The 17,026-nt window shown below is 43.4% G+C and carries 13 protein-coding genes; 12 read left to right on the forward strand and 1 reads right to left on the reverse strand.

The features are described 5' to 3' along the window. Positions 1-83: 83 nt before the first annotated feature. Entirely contained in the window at positions 84-1,082 is a 999-nt protein-coding gene (locus BN1875_RS03000) for an L-lactate dehydrogenase (RefSeq protein ID WP_048603374.1), read from the reverse strand. A 322-nt stretch (positions 1,083-1,404) separates the two neighbouring features. Between BN1875_RS03000 and pth the strand changes: the two genes are divergently transcribed. The 12 genes from pth to lysS all read left to right on the forward strand — a co-directional run bounded on the left by pth (position 1,405) and on the right by lysS (position 16,544). Next, entirely contained in the window at positions 1,405-1,965 is a 561-nt protein-coding gene (gene pth / locus BN1875_RS03005; RefSeq protein ID WP_048603401.1) for an aminoacyl-tRNA hydrolase, read from the forward strand. A gap of 168 nt (positions 1,966-2,133) precedes the next feature. Then, positions 2,134-5,640 carry a transcription-repair coupling factor gene (gene mfd, locus BN1875_RS03010; RefSeq protein WP_390622577.1) on the forward strand — a complete coding sequence of 1,169 codons (3,507 nt, stop codon included), beginning with the start codon at positions 2,134-2,136 and terminating at the stop codon, positions 5,638-5,640. Between the two features lie 43 nt (positions 5,641-5,683). Beyond that, the gene (locus BN1875_RS03015; protein WP_048603376.1) at positions 5,684-7,270 is read left to right on the forward strand and encodes a putative polysaccharide biosynthesis protein; all 1,587 of its coding nucleotides are present in this window, start codon (positions 5,684-5,686) and stop codon (positions 7,268-7,270) included. A 5-nt stretch (positions 7,271-7,275) separates the two neighbouring features. Then, positions 7,276-7,545, forward strand: coding sequence for an RNA-binding S4 domain-containing protein (locus BN1875_RS03020; RefSeq protein ID WP_048603377.1), 270 nt, complete (start codon positions 7,276-7,278; stop codon positions 7,543-7,545). Between the two features lie 67 nt (positions 7,546-7,612). Next, positions 7,613-8,023 carry an FtsB family cell division protein gene (locus BN1875_RS03025; RefSeq protein WP_048603378.1) on the forward strand — a complete coding sequence of 137 codons (411 nt, stop codon included), beginning with the start codon at positions 7,613-7,615 and terminating at the stop codon, positions 8,021-8,023. A 44-nt stretch (positions 8,024-8,067) separates the two neighbouring features. Then, the gene (locus BN1875_RS03030) at positions 8,068-8,523 is read left to right on the forward strand and encodes a S1 domain-containing RNA-binding protein (protein ID WP_048603379.1); all 456 of its coding nucleotides are present in this window, start codon (positions 8,068-8,070) and stop codon (positions 8,521-8,523) included. Between the two features lie 280 nt (positions 8,524-8,803). Then, positions 8,804-10,186 (forward strand): tRNA lysidine(34) synthetase TilS, encoded by a 1,383-nt coding sequence (gene tilS / locus BN1875_RS03035; RefSeq protein WP_048603380.1) that lies wholly within the window; start codon positions 8,804-8,806, stop codon positions 10,184-10,186. Positions 10,187-10,204: 18 nt separating this feature from the next. Then, a complete protein-coding gene (hpt, locus tag BN1875_RS03040; RefSeq protein ID WP_048603381.1) occupies positions 10,205-10,750 on the forward strand; it encodes a hypoxanthine phosphoribosyltransferase in 546 nt (181 codons plus the stop codon). Positions 10,751-10,823: 73 nt separating this feature from the next. Continuing rightward, a complete protein-coding gene (ftsH, locus tag BN1875_RS03045) occupies positions 10,824-12,914 on the forward strand; it encodes an ATP-dependent zinc metalloprotease FtsH (protein ID WP_048603382.1) in 2,091 nt (696 codons plus the stop codon). Positions 12,915-13,062: 148 nt separating this feature from the next. Further along, positions 13,063-13,950, forward strand: a complete 888-nt coding sequence (hslO, locus tag BN1875_RS03050) for an Hsp33 family molecular chaperone HslO (protein ID WP_048603383.1) — start codon at positions 13,063-13,065, stop codon at positions 13,948-13,950. Next, positions 13,947-14,945: a tRNA dihydrouridine synthase DusB gene (dusB, locus tag BN1875_RS03055; RefSeq protein ID WP_048603384.1), complete on the forward strand. Its 999-nt coding sequence runs from the start codon at positions 13,947-13,949 to the stop codon at positions 14,943-14,945. Before hslO ends, dusB begins: the two co-directional genes overlap by 4 nt. 105 nt (positions 14,946-15,050) lie before the next feature. Next, positions 15,051-16,544 carry a lysine--tRNA ligase gene (gene lysS, locus BN1875_RS03060; protein ID WP_048603385.1) on the forward strand — a complete coding sequence of 498 codons (1,494 nt, stop codon included), beginning with the start codon at positions 15,051-15,053 and terminating at the stop codon, positions 16,542-16,544. Positions 16,545-17,026 lie beyond the last annotated feature (482 nt).

Below are 17,026 nucleotides of genomic sequence, written 5' to 3' on the forward strand. Positions count from 1 at the left end.
AAACCTTAATGTAATAATTGATGGTTAATTAGAAAGTAAAAAAAGAAAAAATAGGACCCATCGAATGGATGAGTCCTATTTTTTTATTTGTTTTCTGCGTCTTCTTTTTCAAGGTCGCTGAATGCTTGTGTCAAAATTGCTTTCAATTCTGAAGCAGAAGCGTTCATCCGATCTTGTTCGGAATCTGTCAATGGAATTTGGATAACTTGTTGGATACCTTGCGCGTTGATTACGGCAGGAGCACCGATATAAATGTCGTTTTGATCGTATTCGCCATCCAAATAAACAGATAATGGGAACACGGCATTTTCATCATTCAAGATGGCGCGGGTGATCCGAGCCAAGGCAGTAGCGATACCATAGAAGGTCGCACCTTTTTTCTCGATAATGGTATAAGCAGCATCACGAACACTAAAGAACATGTTGACCATTGCTTCTTCATCAACGTCAGGATTATTTTTGATCCATTCATAAATTTGCAGACCAGCAACGTTGGCATGAGACCAAACAGGGAATTCTGAATCGCCGTGTTCACCTAAAATGTAGGCATGGACGTTACGAGCATCCACGTTAACAAGTTCCGCAATTTTTTGACGGAAACGAGCGGAATCAAGAGATGTTCCTGAACCGATAACGCGTTCTTTAGGGAAACCAGAGAATTTCCACGTTGCGTAAGTTAAAATATCCACAGGATTTGCTGCGACTAAGAAGATTCCGTTAAATCCGGATTCTACGATTTGTGTCACAACACTGCGATTGATTTTTAAGTTTTTGTGAACTAAATCCAAGCGAGTTTCTCCAGGACGTTGAGGAGCGCCGGCTGTAATGACAACTAAATCTGCATCATGGGCATCCGCATAAGTGGCAGAGTAAATTTTCTTTGGTGAAGTCCATGCAAGAGCATCGGTTAAATCCAGTGCATCTCCTTCAGTTTTGGCTGTGTTAATATCAACGATTCCGACTTCCTGCGCAATATTTTGTGTGACTAAGGCAAAAGCATAACTGGAACCTACTGCACCATCTCCGACAAGAATTACTTTTTGGTGATCTTTAAGATACTCTCTTTTTTCGACATCTGTCATTGTTGTATCATTCCTTCCTCAGATTTGTTCTATCCTACACAATCGTACCATTTCTCCTTGTGACTGTCATCTAATACGCTTGAAATTATAACAGTTTTTTTAACTGTTATATTGTGTAAAAGCTTACAATGTTGAAATAATAGGATTGCCAGTTTTCAAATTTTTAGCGGCTTCTTTAAAAGTTTAATGAAAATTTAGAGGTTTATGGGTAACGACAACCTTCTCGTCTGTGTTATAATTTTTTAGAATTAGAAAAGACACAACTGGGTGGTAGTGATACCGTCCAGCCTTTTGTGTTTGAAGAGAAGAGTGAATGTGTTTTATGAAAATGATTGTCGGGTTGGGAAATCCCGGAAAAAAATATGAAATGACAAAACATAATGTCGGCTTTATGACAGTTGACCAGTTGGCAAAGAAACAGCAGATCAGCTTTAAAACAAGTCCTTTCGAAGCGGAAATCGCCGACTTTTTTAGTAATGGAGAAAAAGTATTTCTTGTGAAGCCTCAAACATTTATGAATGATTCTGGTCGTGCTGTTGGACCGTTGATGACCTATTATGGCATTCTTCCTGAAGAGCTGGTGGTTGTTTACGATGATTTGGATTTGGCGCTAGGAAAAATTCGACTGCGACAAAAGGGTAGTGCGGGGGGACATAATGGAATGAAGAGTCTGATTTCTCATTTAGGCACCACTGTTTTTGATCGTGTGAAAATCGGGATCGACCGACCACGTGCAGGGATGACTGTAGTGAATCACGTCTTGAGTCCCTTTGCCAAAGAAGATCTGCCAACGATTGCAGCCAGCATTGACAAAGCGGTGGCAGCCTGTGAATTTTACCTTGAAAACCAAGACTTCACCGCAACGATGAACCACTTTAATTAAACAGACACAGAAATTTTATTACTATTAATAAACACGAATTTCAGTTCCACTTTTACCAAGTGGTCTAGCGGAATGATATGCGTAGAGAAAATCAAACGTCATTTTCTAGTAAGGAAATGGCATACATTAAAATGAACGAGGGGCAAAACAATGAACTTGGTTGATGTTATGAACCAAACGCCACTGATCAATCAGTGGCAGGAACAAATCAAGCAACAAGCCAAGCGGCAATTGCTGACGGGATTATCCGGTTCGGCAAAAACGTTGGCAATTCTTGGAACGTATCAAAAATTTCAAAAACAAATTATTTTGGTCACACCTAATCTGTACTATGCCAATCAGATAACGGAAGATTTACGTAACTTGGAAGAGAATGTTTACCTCTTTCCGGTGGACGAAGTGTTGTCGGCGGAGATGGCATTTTCTTCTCCAGAAGCTCGGGCGGAACGAGTAGAAACCTTAAATGCGGTCAGTCAGCAAAAAAAAGGAATTTACGTCGTACCGGTAGCGGCTCTACGAAAATTATTACCTGATCCGCAAACCTGGCGGGAGTACCAGCTTCATTGGAACATCGGCACGGAACTTGCACTGGAAAAATTGCCACAAACTTTGCTTTTAATGGGCTATGAACGCCAAAGCATGATTGGGAAACCCGGCGAATTCAGTATTCGCGGTAGTATCCTTGATATTTATCCCATCACCTCTGAATATCCAATCCGTATTGAATTGTTTGATGTCGAAATCGATTCAATGCGCTATTTTGACGTGGAGACGCAACGATCTGTGGGCAATGTGGAGCAGGTCACGATTACGCCGACCACTGAATTGGTTTTTTCAGAAGCCGATATGGCTCACGGGCGGCAGCGGCTGGAGGAAGTTCTGAAAAAACGTTTGGCCGTTACGAAAGAAGCCACAGACAAGGAATTTTTAACAGATTATTTTGGTCAATTAGCGGCTTCTTGGCAAGCAAATTTGCCGGGAGAAAATGCGAACTACTATGCAGATTTGTTGTACGAAGAAGAGCATACAGTAGCAGATTACTTTCTGCCTGACAGTCTGTTGTTTGTGGACGATTATCCCCGAATTATGGAAACAAATCGGGAAATCGAACGGGAAGAAGCAGAATGGCAGACGCAACGAATCGAAGAGCTGCGGGTCTTTTCTGAACAACATTTTGGCAGTGACAGTCATCAATTTTTCCAAAAAGAAAATTTTGTCACTACGTTTTTTGCGTTGTTCCAAAAAGGAATGGGAAATCTGCGCTTTCAAGCAATCCATAATTTTCAATACCGCCCGATGCAACAATTTTTCAGCCAAATCGGTTTGTTAAAAGCAGAAATCGACCGTTGGGAAAAACAACAACAGACAGTGATTTTTGTGGTGGCAGATGCTGAACGCGCACAAAAAATGGAAAATGATTTTCGAGACCATGAAATTTATGCGGTGCAGGCAGCGGCCAACAAAATAATAACCGGACGTACCCAAATCATCCAAGGGAGTCTACAAAGCGGATTTGAATTGCCGCAGGATCGGTTAGTGGTAGTGACGGAAAAAGAGATTTTTCAAAAGGTCAAGAAAAAACGTGCGCGGCGGCAGACGATTTCCAATGCCGAACGGCTAAAAAGCTATAATGAATTGAAGCCCGGGGATTTTGTCGTTCATGCCAATCATGGGATTGGGAAATTTATCGGGATGCAGACGTTGGAAGTCGACGGTGTCCATCAAGATTACCTCACGATTGTGTACCAAAACGAGGACAAATTATTTATTCCAGTCACTCAGTTGAATTTGATCCAAAAATATGTGGCTTCTGAATCAAAAACGCCAAAGATCAACAAACTTGGCGGCAGTGAATGGAGCAAAACAAAACGCAAAGTATCCAGTCGAATCGAAGATATCGCAGATGATTTGATTGCACTGTATGCCAAACGAGAATCAGAAAAAGGGTATGCGTTTGGGCCGGATGACGGGTACCAGCAAGAATTTGAGGATGCCTTTGCTTATACGGAAACCGACGATCAGTTGCGGAGTACGGCAGAAATCAAGCACGACATGGAAAAAACCAAGCCAATGGATCGGCTGCTAGTCGGCGATGTGGGCTTTGGGAAAACAGAAGTAGCTTTGCGGGCAGCTTTTAAAGCCATTAAGGAAAGCAAACAGGTCGCTTTTTTAGTTCCGACAACGATTTTGGCGCAACAGCATTATGAAACCATGATGGATCGTTTTGAAGGGTTTCCGGTAAATATCGGTTTGCTGAGTCGATTCCGTACGAAAAAGCAACAGGAAGAAACCATTGAACAATTACGGACCGGTCAAGTGGATATCGTGGTGGGTACCCATCGTCTATTGTCAAAAGATGTGCAGTTTTCTGATTTAGGTTTGTTGGTAGTAGATGAGGAACAGCGTTTTGGCGTGAAGCATAAGGAACGGTTGAAACAACTTCGTTCACAAGTCGATGTCTTGACGTTGACGGCAACACCGATTCCCCGTACGTTGCACATGTCGATGCTGGGGGTTCGTGATTTATCAGTCATCGAAACGCCGCCGGAAAACCGCTACCCCATTCAAACCTATGTGATGGAAACCAATCCCGGTGCAATCCGTGAAGCGATTTTGCGGGAAATGGCTCGGGGAGGACAGGTTTTCTACTTGTACAACCGGGTTGCTACAATTGAGAAAAAAGTTGATGAAATCCAAGCGCTGGTGCCGGATGCTCGAATCGGTTTTGCGCATGGTCAGATGACGGAAATTCAATTAGAAAATACGCTATTTGATTTTATCGAGGGGCAGTATGACGTGTTAGTCACTACCACCATCATCGAAACCGGTGTTGACATTCCCAATGCCAATACGTTATTCGTTGAAAATGCTGATTATATGGGTTTATCCACCCTGTATCAATTGCGAGGACGTGTCGGTCGGTCAAATCGGGTCGCTTATGCCTACTTTATGTATGAACAGCAAAAAGTATTGAATGAAGTCAGTGAAAAACGGCTGCAAGCCATCAAAGATTTTACGGAATTGGGTTCCGGCTTTAAAATTGCAATGCGGGATTTGTCGATTCGGGGTGCGGGAAATCTGTTGGGAGCACAGCAGCATGGCTTTATTGATGCCGTTGGGTTTGATATGTACTCTCAAATGCTGTCTGAAGCTGTGGCACGAAAACAAGGAAAGAATACGCAAACCGAAAAAACCTCCGTGGAAATCGATTTGGGAATCGATGCCTATCTGCCGGGAACCTATATTGAAGATGAACGGCAAAAAATCGAGATTTACAAACGAATCCGCGAATTGGAAACAGAAGAAATGTTGGATGAAGTTCAAGATGATTTGTTAGATCGTTTTGGTGAGTATCCTGATGAAGTGGCTCATTTGCTGACAATCGGACAAATCAAGATGGATGGCGACCGCGCCCTGCTGGAAACGATTCGCAAGGAACAGCAGCAGCTGCGTTTTGTGTTGAGCAAGGTGGGAACGAAAACATATTCTGTTGAGCAATTGTTTGAAGCGTTGACGGCAACGAAGCTGAAAGCGGCGTTGGGAGTCAGCAATGAAAAAATGCAGATTACACTGACGATTCCACAAAAAATGTCGGAGATTGTCTGGCTGCAAGAAATTCAGTCTTTTGTTAAAGCATTACGGGCAGAAAAATACAAAACAAAAAAACCGGAATAACGAGCAATCCATGTAAAAATCAGAAAAGAGCGGAGGCGAACTTGTGGCAAAAAATCAAATGAAGACAGTCATGCAAGGGGCCTTCGTGCTGACGTTGGCATCTTTTGTGGCGAAATTACTGAGTGCAGTCTATCGAGTTCCCTTTCAAAACGTGGTGGGGGATGAAGGCTTCTATGTGTACCAGCAGGTTTATCCAATCTATGGCATGGCGATGACGCTGGCGCTTTCCGGGCTGCCGCAGTTTATCTCCAAATATATTGCAGAAAAGCCTACGCTAAAAGCGCAACGAGAAGGCATGGAAAAACTGTATCCATTGGTTTTATGGACTTCGGTTCTGTTGTGGGGAGCTACTTTTTTTGGTGCGGGAGCTTTCGCTTACCTGATGGGAAATGCCCAGTTAGCAGTGTTGATTCGGGTGGTGTCCTTCGCCTTTTTATTGGTTGCTCCGTTGGCCTTTTATCGGGGAAATTTTCAGGGGAATCTTCAAATGGTACCTTCTGCTGTTTCGCAGGTGGTGGAACAGTTGCTGCGGGTCAGCGTGATATTGCTTGCGGCTTGGGCTTTTCGCCATTTTGGTTTGTCTATCTATCAAACCGGAACAATCGCCATGCTTGGGGCAGTGGTCGGCGGTTCTGCCGCGTGGCTGATTTTAGCCCATTACGAAAAAAAAATTCATGGCCGAACGTTAGGTTTGAATCGTTTGCCGCTTTTTTCTCCTCAAGATCCGGACTTACGGCGACGTTTTTTAATTGAAGGCGGTCTGCTTTTTATTTATAGTGGTCTGCTGATTTTATTTCAGCTGATTGATTCCTTTGTCATTACCAATGCGTTGGAAACCTACGGACTGACACAACAGGCGGCACGAATCGCCAAGGGTGTTTACGATCGGGGACAGCCATTAGTACAGTTGGGACTCGTGGCTGCAACAGCATTAAGTTCGACTTTTTTGCCGGCATTGACGGGGTATCTTCACCAAGAAAATCAACGCCTGTTTCGTAATTCCGCCAAAATTTATCTGCGTTTGACGGCGAGTATTGCGCTGGCGGCTTCCGTGGGCCTAGTTTTATTACTTCCCTATGTGAATTTTGCCCTGTTCAAGGATTTTTCCGGAAATGAAACACTGACTCTATTTGTTTTTTCCGTGTTTTTGATGGGGATGATCCAAGCCTATCAAAGTATTGCCCAAAGCAAAAACCGCTTCCGTACATCAATCCAAGCAGCCGGGTTGGGTCTTTTGGTGAAATGTATTGCCACTTGGGGATTGACGGCGCTATTTGGGACGGTGGGTGCCAGCTTAGGAACGTTGGCCGGCTTAGCGATAGTTTTACAGCGGCTGATCAAAAAAGAAGATGCTCGCCTAAACGCTTTTTGGCGGGAACGAAAATTCGGCAGAACATTGATTTTCTGTATTGGAATCATGATTTGTAGTATATTGGTTTATTATAGCGGTGTGGCATTTCTTTTTGGTAATGTCCAACACCGATTGCAGGCACTGGGAATCAGTGTGGTGGGAGTGGCGATTGGCGTCGTCTTTTTCATCGGCAGCGCGATTCGATTGCGCCTGTTTACTGTTAGAGAATGGCTATTACTGCCATTTGGGAAAAAAATATTACGTTTTAAAAGGAGCTAAAAACGATGCGTTTAGACAAATTTTTAAAAATCGCGCGAATCATCAAACGGCGAACGGTTGCTAAAGAAGTGGCAGACAAAGGGCGAATCCAGATCAACGGCAAGCTGGCAAAATCCAGCAGTACCGTAAAAATCGGCGACCTTGTAAAGATTCAATTTGGCAACAAACTCTTGGAAATCAAAGTCACCGAACTGCATGAATCAACGAAAAAAGAAGATGCAGAAAAAATGTACGAAATTATTTCGGAAACACGTCAAGAAAGTCATGCGAATTAGATTAGACAAGCTATCTTGATGTTGGTATAATGAGAACGACAATCACGAGAGATGGAGAGAGTATGCGATGAAAAACGAGAACAACATTACGACGCTTGACACTGCTTATGCAAAGGCTCAGTATGCAAAATACAAAGAACAACATCAGCAAGTTGTTTTTCGTCGCCGACGCTTAGGTGCGATTTTTATTGCAGCGATAGCCGTTTTTGTGTTTGTCGGGTTTCAATTGTTTCAAGACCATCAACGTTTGCAAGAACTCCGGGAAATCAAGCAGGAAGCAGTGCTTGAGCAGGAAGAAGCCGCCAAAACGGTTGCCCAGCTCCAACATGATGTTTCCCTGTTGAAGGACGATGACTACGTGGCAAAATTAGCCCGCAGCCGTTTCTTTTATTCAAAAGACGGAGAAAGTGTCTACCCTTTGCCAGAAGGAGACAATCAAACAAGCGAATCACAATCGTCTACTACTACCAATGAGTAGTGAAATATATATTTAGGGAAAAAACTAGGAGGAACAGTTTTTATATGTCAATCGAAGCAGGAGCTAAGCTACAAGGAAAAGTGTCTGGTATCACAAATTTTGGTGCATTTATCGATTTAGGGGATAGAAAAACCGGGTTGGTTCACATCAGCGAAGTATCAAATGGCTTTGTCAAAGATATCAATGATGTGTTGAAGGTTGGCGATGAAGTAACGGTATTGGTCACTTCTGTTGGAGATGACGGGAAAATCGGCTTATCAATTCGCAAAGCGCAAGAACAACCGCAAGAAAAACGTGAATTTGTAAAAAAAGAACCACGCAGCAGCCGTCCCGTACAAAAGAAATCATTTTCTCGTGGGCAAAGCCCAATGAATGCTGCCAATAAACAAGACTTCGATTCATTGATGAGTTCATTTTTGAAAGACAGCGATGACCGTCTGACATCTTTGAAACGCAATACTGAAGGAAAACGCGGTGGCCGCGGTGGGCGTCGCAACTAATAACTGAATTTGTTTTGCAGAGAGTGAAACAAAGGCGGAATGAAGTTGTATTCATTCGTTCAAAGATAAAGAAATCAGACCTATTCGTTCCTGATTAGAAGTTTTTGAACCCATGATTACCAAAATCAAATGTAATCCGAACTATATAGAATATTGCTCCTGCGGTCCGGTTGGTCCTTGTCGCAAAACTGTGGCGCTTTGGAGTGCTTTCTACGATAGTTCGGATTTTTTTTCTGTCATTCAATCAAGGATAGAATCTTAAAAAAAGCAGGTGAAGTGTGTGGAATTAGAAACAGCGTTTTGGCAGCGAGGCAATCAGGAGGGCTACTGGGAGCCACAGCGAAATATTTTGCTGGCGGTCTCTACCGGGGTAGATTCAATGGTTTTGCTGGATTTGATGGAAAAAGTCAGTCAAAAAATCGACTGCACCATCGCTGTGGCTCATATCAACCATCAGTTGCGGGAGGCGTCACAGCAGGAAGAAAAGTTTTTGCAGGACTATTGTCAAAAAAAAGGAATTCCCTGTTATGTTCGTCGCTGGGAAAATCCGCCAATCGCCGGGATGGAAAATGCGGCACGGCAATTTCGCTATGATTTTTTTCGTCAGCTGATGCAGACGTATTATTTTGATACTCTGATGACAGCCCATCACAGTGATGACCAACTGGAAACGATGCTGATGAAAATGATGCGGGAAGGCAATTTGAAAAGTGCTGCCGGAATCCGTCCCAGCCAATCTTTTGCTGGCGGAAAGCTGATTCGTCCACTGCTGTCCTTCAGCAAAGAAGAAATTCAAACCTACGCCCAGCAAAAAAAAATCTTCTATTATGAAGACGAAACCAATTCTTCGTTGGATATGCAGCGAAATCGGCTGCGGCATCAGGTGGTTCCCTTGTTAAAAAAAGAAAATCCACAGATTTTACCGCATTTTCAGCAATTGTCTCAGCAATTGCTTTGGGCAGAAGACTGGGTGACACAACAGCAAAAAGCATGGTTTGAAACAGCCGTCCACCGAGAAGCGGATTGGCAGTTTGCCTTGCCTGATTTTTTGGCGAATGCGCCTGCTCAACGCTATTTTTATTTGCAATATTTCTTTATGGAAAGTCGCAAACAACTGGGAATCGGTGCCAGTGAAGAGCAGCTGATGAAAATTTTGCAGCAGCTAAATAGTGAGAAAGCCCAGTGGACCTTAGATTTTGAGGAAGATTGGCAAGTTATCAAAACCTATGACCGCTTTTCTTTGCAGCGAAATCAAAGCCAAGAAGCACTGAAATGCCACGAAATGCGGTTAGGCGAAAGCCTTTTTTTGTCAGAAAATGAATGGTTGGCGCTGTGGCGCAGTGATCAACCGGGGAAAATTCCCAAAAAAGTCAAATTTTGGTCAGAATTCAGTCAAGTTTTACCGGTAGACTTTTCCACGATGGTAACAATCCGTAAACGCAAGGCAGGAGACAGGATTCAGCTGACTCCAGCGTTGCGAAAAAAAGTCAGTCGTGTGTTTATCGATAAAAAAATACCTAATGAACAACGGGAACGGGCTTGGCTGGTGGAAGATGAGGAACAACGCATAGTGGCAATTCTACCGGTCCTCTTTTCTTATTTGAGTATTGCCGAGGAAACTGATAAAATACACTACAGACTTCTTTATAAATATCGGAAGTAGCATTGGAAGGAGAAGAAAATGTTAGAAAAAGATATCGAGAAAATCTTAGTTACCAAAGAAGAGATTTCTGCTCGCTGTGACGTGTTGGGGAAAGAACTGACCAGTGAATACGAAGGAAAGAACCCGCTAGTAATCGGCGTTTTGAAAGGTTCAATCCATTTTATGGCAGATATCGTTCGTGCGATGGATTGTTACTTGGAGATGGACTTTATGGACGTGTCCAGTTACGGTAAGGCAACCGTTTCATCAGGAGAAGTAAAAATTTTGAAGGACCTCGATACCAATGTTGAAGGTCGTGACCTGTTAATCGTGGAAGACATCATTGACAGTGGCCGCACCCTTGCGTATCTAGTGGATCTGTTCAAATACCGCAAAGCCAAATCAGTAAAAATCGTGACCTTGTTAGATAAACAAGAAGGCCGTGTGGTAGATATCGAAGCAGATTATATCGGTTTTGATGTGCCAAATGAATTTGTGGTCGGATACGGTTTAGATTACATTGAGCAATATCGCAACCTTCCTTATGTAGGAGTTTTAAAACCTAGCGTTTATCAGTCAAATTAATGCTAGAATTCAATTTAGATATGGTACAATGTAATGGTCAGTATTGATAAAAGAATAGCCAGGGAGGGCAAGCATGAATAAGAAAAATAACGGTATGCTGAAAAATACCTTATACTATGTACTCGTGCTCCTTGCGATGGTCATGGTCGTCTATTTCATCTTTGGAAACGGCAGCCAGCAATCGCCAGACATCGAGTACTCTAAATTTACCGAACAATTAAGAGATGGCAAAATCAAAGAATTTTCCGTCCAGCCAACAAATGGTGTTTACAAAATTACCGGTGAATACAAAGAAAAACAAACGGTCAGCAACAGCAATGGGCTGTCTGTTTGGGGAGACACAGATACACCAACAACCAGTTTTTCTACAACCGTTCTACCAAATGATTCCACACTTAGCGAAGTGACGGACTTAGCCAGTGAGAACGATGTGAAAACAGTCATCAAAGAACAATCAAACAGCGGCGTATGGCTTTCGCTGTTAATGAGCTTCCTGCCATTGGTAATCATTATCTTTTTCTTCTATATGATGATGGGCCAACAAGGCGGTGGCGGCGGTGGTGGCGGCCGTGTCATGAACTTTGGCAAATCCAAAGCCAAAGAAGCTGACAAAAAAGCCAACCGTATCCGCTTCTCTGATGTTGCCGGAGCAGAAGAAGAAAAACAAGAACTAGTAGAAGTTGTTGAATTCTTGAAAGATCCGCGGCGTTTCGTGGAACTTGGCGCCCGCATCCCAGCCGGTGTCTTGTTGGAAGGACCTCCCGGAACTGGTAAAACTTTGCTTGCAAAAGCCGTTGCCGGTGAAGCAGGCGTACCGTTTTATTCAATTTCTGGTTCAGACTTTGTAGAAATGTTCGTTGGTGTCGGAGCAAGTCGTGTCCGTGACCTCTTTGAAACCGCAAAGAAAAATGCACCAGCAATTATCTTCATCGATGAAATCGATGCCGTTGGTCGTCAACGTGGCGCTGGTATGGGCGGCGGCCATGATGAACGGGAACAAACCTTGAACCAATTATTGGTTGAGATGGATGGATTTGACGGCAACGAAGGCGTCATCGTCATCGCCGCAACAAACCGTTCCGATGTGTTAGATCCTGCTTTGCTACGTCCAGGTCGTTTTGACCGTCAAATTTTGGTGGGTCGTCCAGACGTTAAAGGTCGTGAAGCGATTTTACGGGTTCATGCTCGGAACAAACCGTTAGCGGATGACGTTGATTTGAAAGTCGTAGCGCAACAAACACCAGGCTTTGCCGGTGCAGATTTAGAGAATGTCTTGAATGAAGCGGCATTAGTTGCTGCTCGTCGAAATAAAAAGAAAATTGATGCTTCTGATGTGGATGAAGCCGAAGACCGTGTTATTGCTGGACCAGCGAAGAAAGATCGCGTAATCAGCAAACGGGAACGAGAAATGGTGGCATACCACGAAGCAGGGCATACGATCGTTGGTTTGGTCTTAAGCCGTGCCCGAGTGGTGCATAAAGTAACGATCATCCCTCGTGGAAAAGCGGGTGGATACATGATCGCCTTGCCAAGAGAAGATCAAATGCTAATGACCAAAGACGATATGTTTGAACAAATCGTTGGGTTGCTTGGTGGACGGACAGCAGAAGAAATCATCTTCAACGTTCAATCTACCGGTGCTTCCAATGACTTTGAACAAGCAACCGGTTTGGCTCGCAGCATGGTGACTGAATACGGGATGAGTGAAAAACTTGGACCTGTTCAATATGAAGGCAATCATCAAGTCTTTGTCGGTCGTGACTACGGTCAAACCAAAGCTTACTCGGAACAAGTCGCTTATGAGATCGATCAAGAAGTACGAAGCATTTTGAATCAAGCCCATGAAAAAGCGCGGGAAATCATTGAAGCGCATCGCAAACAACACAAATTGATTGCTGAAAAATTGTTGCAACATGAAACCTTGGATGCGAAAGCAATCAAATCACTGTTTGAAGAAGGTAAAATGCCGGAAGGAACAGAAGAAGAATACCCAAGCGAAAAAGCACAAACTTTTGAAGAAGCAAAACGTGCCTTGGAAGAAAAGGATGCGGAAAAACAAGCCGCTGAAAAATCTGATTTTGAAGAAGCAAAAGAGTACTTTGACGCAGAAGCTGAAGAAGTTCGCACAAAAGATGATTCCGATCAACCAAAAGATGAACAATAAGAAATGACAGATCCAGCCAGAAGACGGAAAATCCGTCCCTCTGGCTGGATTTTTTTAAGTTTTTTATTTGTTTTGAACCGGCAACGTTGAAAAACAAGCCGCTTCCTAGTATGATTCATAAGTAAAATCAAAAGGAGCGATTGATCCCATGAAAGATTATTTAGTAAAAGCATTAGCATACGACGGCTTTGTTCGCGCATACGCAGTCAGCGCGACTCACACAGTTGCCGAAGCGCAAAAGCGTCATGATACATGGAATACTTCCTCTGCTGCCTTAGGACGGGCGCTGGTTGGCGGCTTGTTGTTAGGAGCTACCGTTAAAGGTGAAGATAAATTAACTATCAAGATTCAAGGAGATGGTCCTGCCGGGGCGATTATCGTCGATAGTAACGGTCACGGGGACGTCAAAGGCTATATCAAAAATCCACATTTAAGTTTGCCTCTGAATGAACAGGGAAAGATTGATGTCCGAGGAGCAGTTGGAACCCAAGGAATGTTCACCGTCATTAAGGATTTGGGATTGAAAGAACCTTTCTCCGGTCAAACACCGATTGTATCAGGAGAGCTGGGGGATGACTTTACTTACTATTTGGCCGTATCCGAGCAAATTCCTTCTGCCGTTGGGTTAAGCGTGTTAGTCAATACAGATGATTCCATCAAAACGGCCGGAGGATTCATGATCCAAATCATGCCGGGAGCAGATGAAGCCGTAATTGAGGCAATTGAGATGGCGTTGAAGGAAACGCCGCGAATTTCCACCTTATTGGATGAAGGACAACGGCCAGAAGATATTTTACAAGGTCTGTTGCCAGCTACCAAAGTGGAATTTTTGGACACTATTGACGTGCAATTTGCCTGTGACTGTTCAAAAGAAAAATTTTCAGAAGCAATCATCGCTCTAGGACCAGATGAAATTCAGGCAATGATCGAGGAAGATCATGGTGCCGAAGCAGTTTGCGCTTTTTGCAATAATAAGTATCAGTACACAGAAGAAGATTTAGCTGCATTAAAGGAAGAAGCGGGAGGGAAAAAATGAACAACACATGGAAAATCGGGAATGTAGAGATTTCCAATCGCGTTGTTGTTGCCCCTATGGCAGGGATTACCAACGCGGCCTTTCGTGTAACCGTCAAAGAATTTGGTGCCGGATTAGTCGTTTGCGAAATGATTAGCGACCAGGGTATCCATTTTCGTAACAAAAAAACCTTGGAGATGCTGTATATTGATGAACGGGAACATCCATTGAGTGTTCAGATTTTTGGCGGAAACAAGGACTCCTTAGTGGAAGCAGCGCGCTTTGTTCAGGAAAATACTCAAGCAGATATCATCGACATCAACATGGGCTGTCCCGTCAACAAAGTCATCAAGGCAGAAGCGGGTGCAAAATGGTTGTTGGACCCCGATAAAGTGTATGAAATGGTACATGCGGTGTCTGCTGCCGTCGATATCCCCGTGACAGTAAAAATGCGTATTGGTTGGGATGATCAGCATGTTTTTGCCGTTCAAAATGCCCAAGCGGCAGAAGCAGCCGGTGCCTCAGCAATTGCCATGCATGGACGGACACGGGTTCAGATGTATGAAGGTGTGGCAAATTGGGAAGTATTAAAAGAAGTTAAACAAAATATCACGATTCCATTTATGGGGAATGGTGACGTAAAAACCCCGGAAGATGCGAAACGAATGCTGGAAGAAGTCGGTGCCGATGGTGTAATGATCGGTCGGGCAGCTTTGGGGAATCCTTGGATGATTCATCGCACACAACATTACTTGGAAACTGGAGAGTTGACGGCCGAACCTATGCCAAGAGAAAAAATCGCAACAGCGAAGGTACATCTGCAACGTTTGGTGGATTTAAAGGGAGAAGGAGTAGCTGCCAGAGAGTTTCGTCAGCATGCTTCCTACTATCTAAAGGGGATTCCTCGCGCGGCAAAAGTTAAAGTGGCTATCAATCAAGCGGAGGACCAACACACGATCATTGATCTCCTTGATGCTTTTGTAGAAAAAATCGAACAGCATCCGGTAGCAAGATAGCTGCATAAAGAATAAAAAACAAGACGAAAAGCTTAAATCGTCTTGCTTTTTTTCGCCATCATTGGCATTATAAGAAAGAACAGAAAACAGAATGGAGGAACACTCGTGACAGAGGAACAACACACACAAGAAGAACTAAATGACCAAATGCTGGTTCGTCGTCAAAAGATGGAACAGTTGCGAGAAGAGGGGATTGATCCTTTCGGCAAGCGTTTCGACCGGACCCATAACTCCGCAGAATTGCATGAATTATTTAACCAACGCACAAAAGAAGAATTAGCGGAAATGAATCTCTCAGCAAGTATCGCTGGCCGCATCATTACCAAACGAGGCAAGGGCAAAGCCGGCTTTGCCCATTTGCAAGATCGGGAAGGACAAATCCAAATCTACGTTCGCAAAGATCAAGTCGGAGATGCAGCTTATGATGTTTTCAAACATGCTGACCTTGGAGATTTCTTCGGTGTAGCCGGTGAAATCATGAAAACCGATACCGGTGAAGTAACCATCAAAGCCAAAGAAATCACGATTTTATCAAAAGCGTTGCGCCCGTTGCCTGATAAATACCATGGCTTGACGAATGTTGAACAACGCTACCGTCAACGCTATTTGGATTTAATCAGCAACCGGGAAAGTTTTGACCGTTTCACCAAACGCAGCCAAATTATCAGCGAAATCCGTCGCTATTTAGATGGATTGGACTATTTGGAAGTGGAAACACCGGTTCTGCACAATCAAGCCGGCGGAGCCGCTGCCCGTCCATTTACGACCCATCATAATGCATTGGATATGGACCTATATTTGCGTATCGCTTTGGAATTGCATTTAAAACGTCTGATTGTCGGTGGCATGGAGAAAGTTTATGAAATTGGTCGGGTTTTCCGAAACGAAGGAATCGACACGACCCATAACCCAGAATTTACGATGCTCGAAGTCTATACTGCTTATACCGATTACCGTGATGTGATGGACCTGACAGAAGGAATTATCCGCAACGCCGCCCAAAAGGTTCTTGGTAATGCAACCATCAGCTATGACGGGCAACAAGTTGACCTGGAAGTTGAATTCAAACGGATCCACATGGTCGATGCCATCAAAGAGCAAACCGGTGTTGACTTCTGGCAAGAAATGACGGTTGCCGAAGCTCGTGAATTGGCTAAAAAACATCATGTTGAGATTACTGATGCGATGACTGTAGGACACATCATCAATGAATTTTTCGAAACATTCGTAGAAGATACACTGCAACAACCAACTTTTGTTTATGGTCACCCAGTAGAAGTTTCTCCATTGGCGAAGAAAAATCCGGATGACGGTCGCTTTACCGATCGCTTCGAACTATTTATTGTAGGCAGAGAATTTGCCAATGCCTTCACTGAGTTAAACGATCCTATCGATCAGAGAGCACGTTTTGAAGACCAAGAAAAAGAACGAGAACAAGGAAACGATGAAGCTCATGGGGTGGATGAAGATTTCCTAGAGGCATTAGAATATGGTATGCCGCCAACAGGAGGACTAGGAATCGGAATCGACCGACTAGTCATGTTGTTGACTGATGCGCAATCGATTCGCGACGTCCTATTGTTCCCAACAATGAGATAAAATAGAAAAACCTGTCGATTTCAATGATCGGCAGGTTTTTTTAATAGAAAACTTCACTAGATATTTCCGCTTTTTACCCGTTAATTTTGCATGAAAAAGCTTAAATAACGAATGATTATCAGCTAGAAAGAAATAAACAATCGGATATGAAAAAAAGTTAAAAAAAGCACAAGAAATCCATTGACCTCACGTGTTTTAGTTGGTATATTATTACATGTCCTCAAGAGAGCAACAACGCTTGAGAACAGCAATTAAAAAAGTTTGGAAAAAACTTAAAAAAGTGATTGACAGACGGCAAACAGATTGCTAAAATAACAAAGTCGCTGTTAAGCAGCCGAAGAAAATTCGTTTTAAGCACTTTGTTCAAACGAAAAAAACTTCAAACTTTTAGTTGACAATCACTTGTCAATCTGATATGATTTAAAAGTTGCTGAAACAACGCAGTAGACCTTTGAAAACTGAACAAAGCAAGCAAACGAACC

The organism is Enterococcus massiliensis, from assembly GCF_001050095.1.
In the GTDB taxonomy this organism is placed as follows: Bacteria; Bacillota; Bacilli; order Lactobacillales; family Enterococcaceae; genus Enterococcus_C; species Enterococcus_C songbeiensis.

Coding starts and splice junctions, on each gene's coding strand:
- BN1875_RS03000 (WP_048603374.1), bottom strand. CDS start 1,082: ATGACAGATGTCGAAAAAAGAGAGTATCTTAAAGATCACCAAAAAGTA.
- pth (WP_048603401.1), top strand. CDS start 1,405: ATGAAAATGATTGTCGGGTTGGGAAATCCCGGAAAAAAATATGAAATG.
- mfd (WP_390622577.1), top strand. CDS start 2,134: ATGAACCAAACGCCACTGATCAATCAGTGGCAGGAACAAATCAAGCAA.
- BN1875_RS03020 (WP_048603377.1), top strand. CDS start 7,276: ATGCGTTTAGACAAATTTTTAAAAATCGCGCGAATCATCAAACGGCGA.
- BN1875_RS03025 (WP_048603378.1), top strand. CDS start 7,613: ATGAAAAACGAGAACAACATTACGACGCTTGACACTGCTTATGCAAAG.
- BN1875_RS03030 (WP_048603379.1), top strand. CDS start 8,068: ATGTCAATCGAAGCAGGAGCTAAGCTACAAGGAAAAGTGTCTGGTATC.
- hpt (WP_048603381.1), top strand. CDS start 10,205: ATGTTAGAAAAAGATATCGAGAAAATCTTAGTTACCAAAGAAGAGATT.
- ftsH (WP_048603382.1), top strand. CDS start 10,824: ATGAATAAGAAAAATAACGGTATGCTGAAAAATACCTTATACTATGTA.
- hslO (WP_048603383.1), top strand. CDS start 13,063: ATGAAAGATTATTTAGTAAAAGCATTAGCATACGACGGCTTTGTTCGC.
- dusB (WP_048603384.1), top strand. CDS start 13,947: ATGAACAACACATGGAAAATCGGGAATGTAGAGATTTCCAATCGCGTT.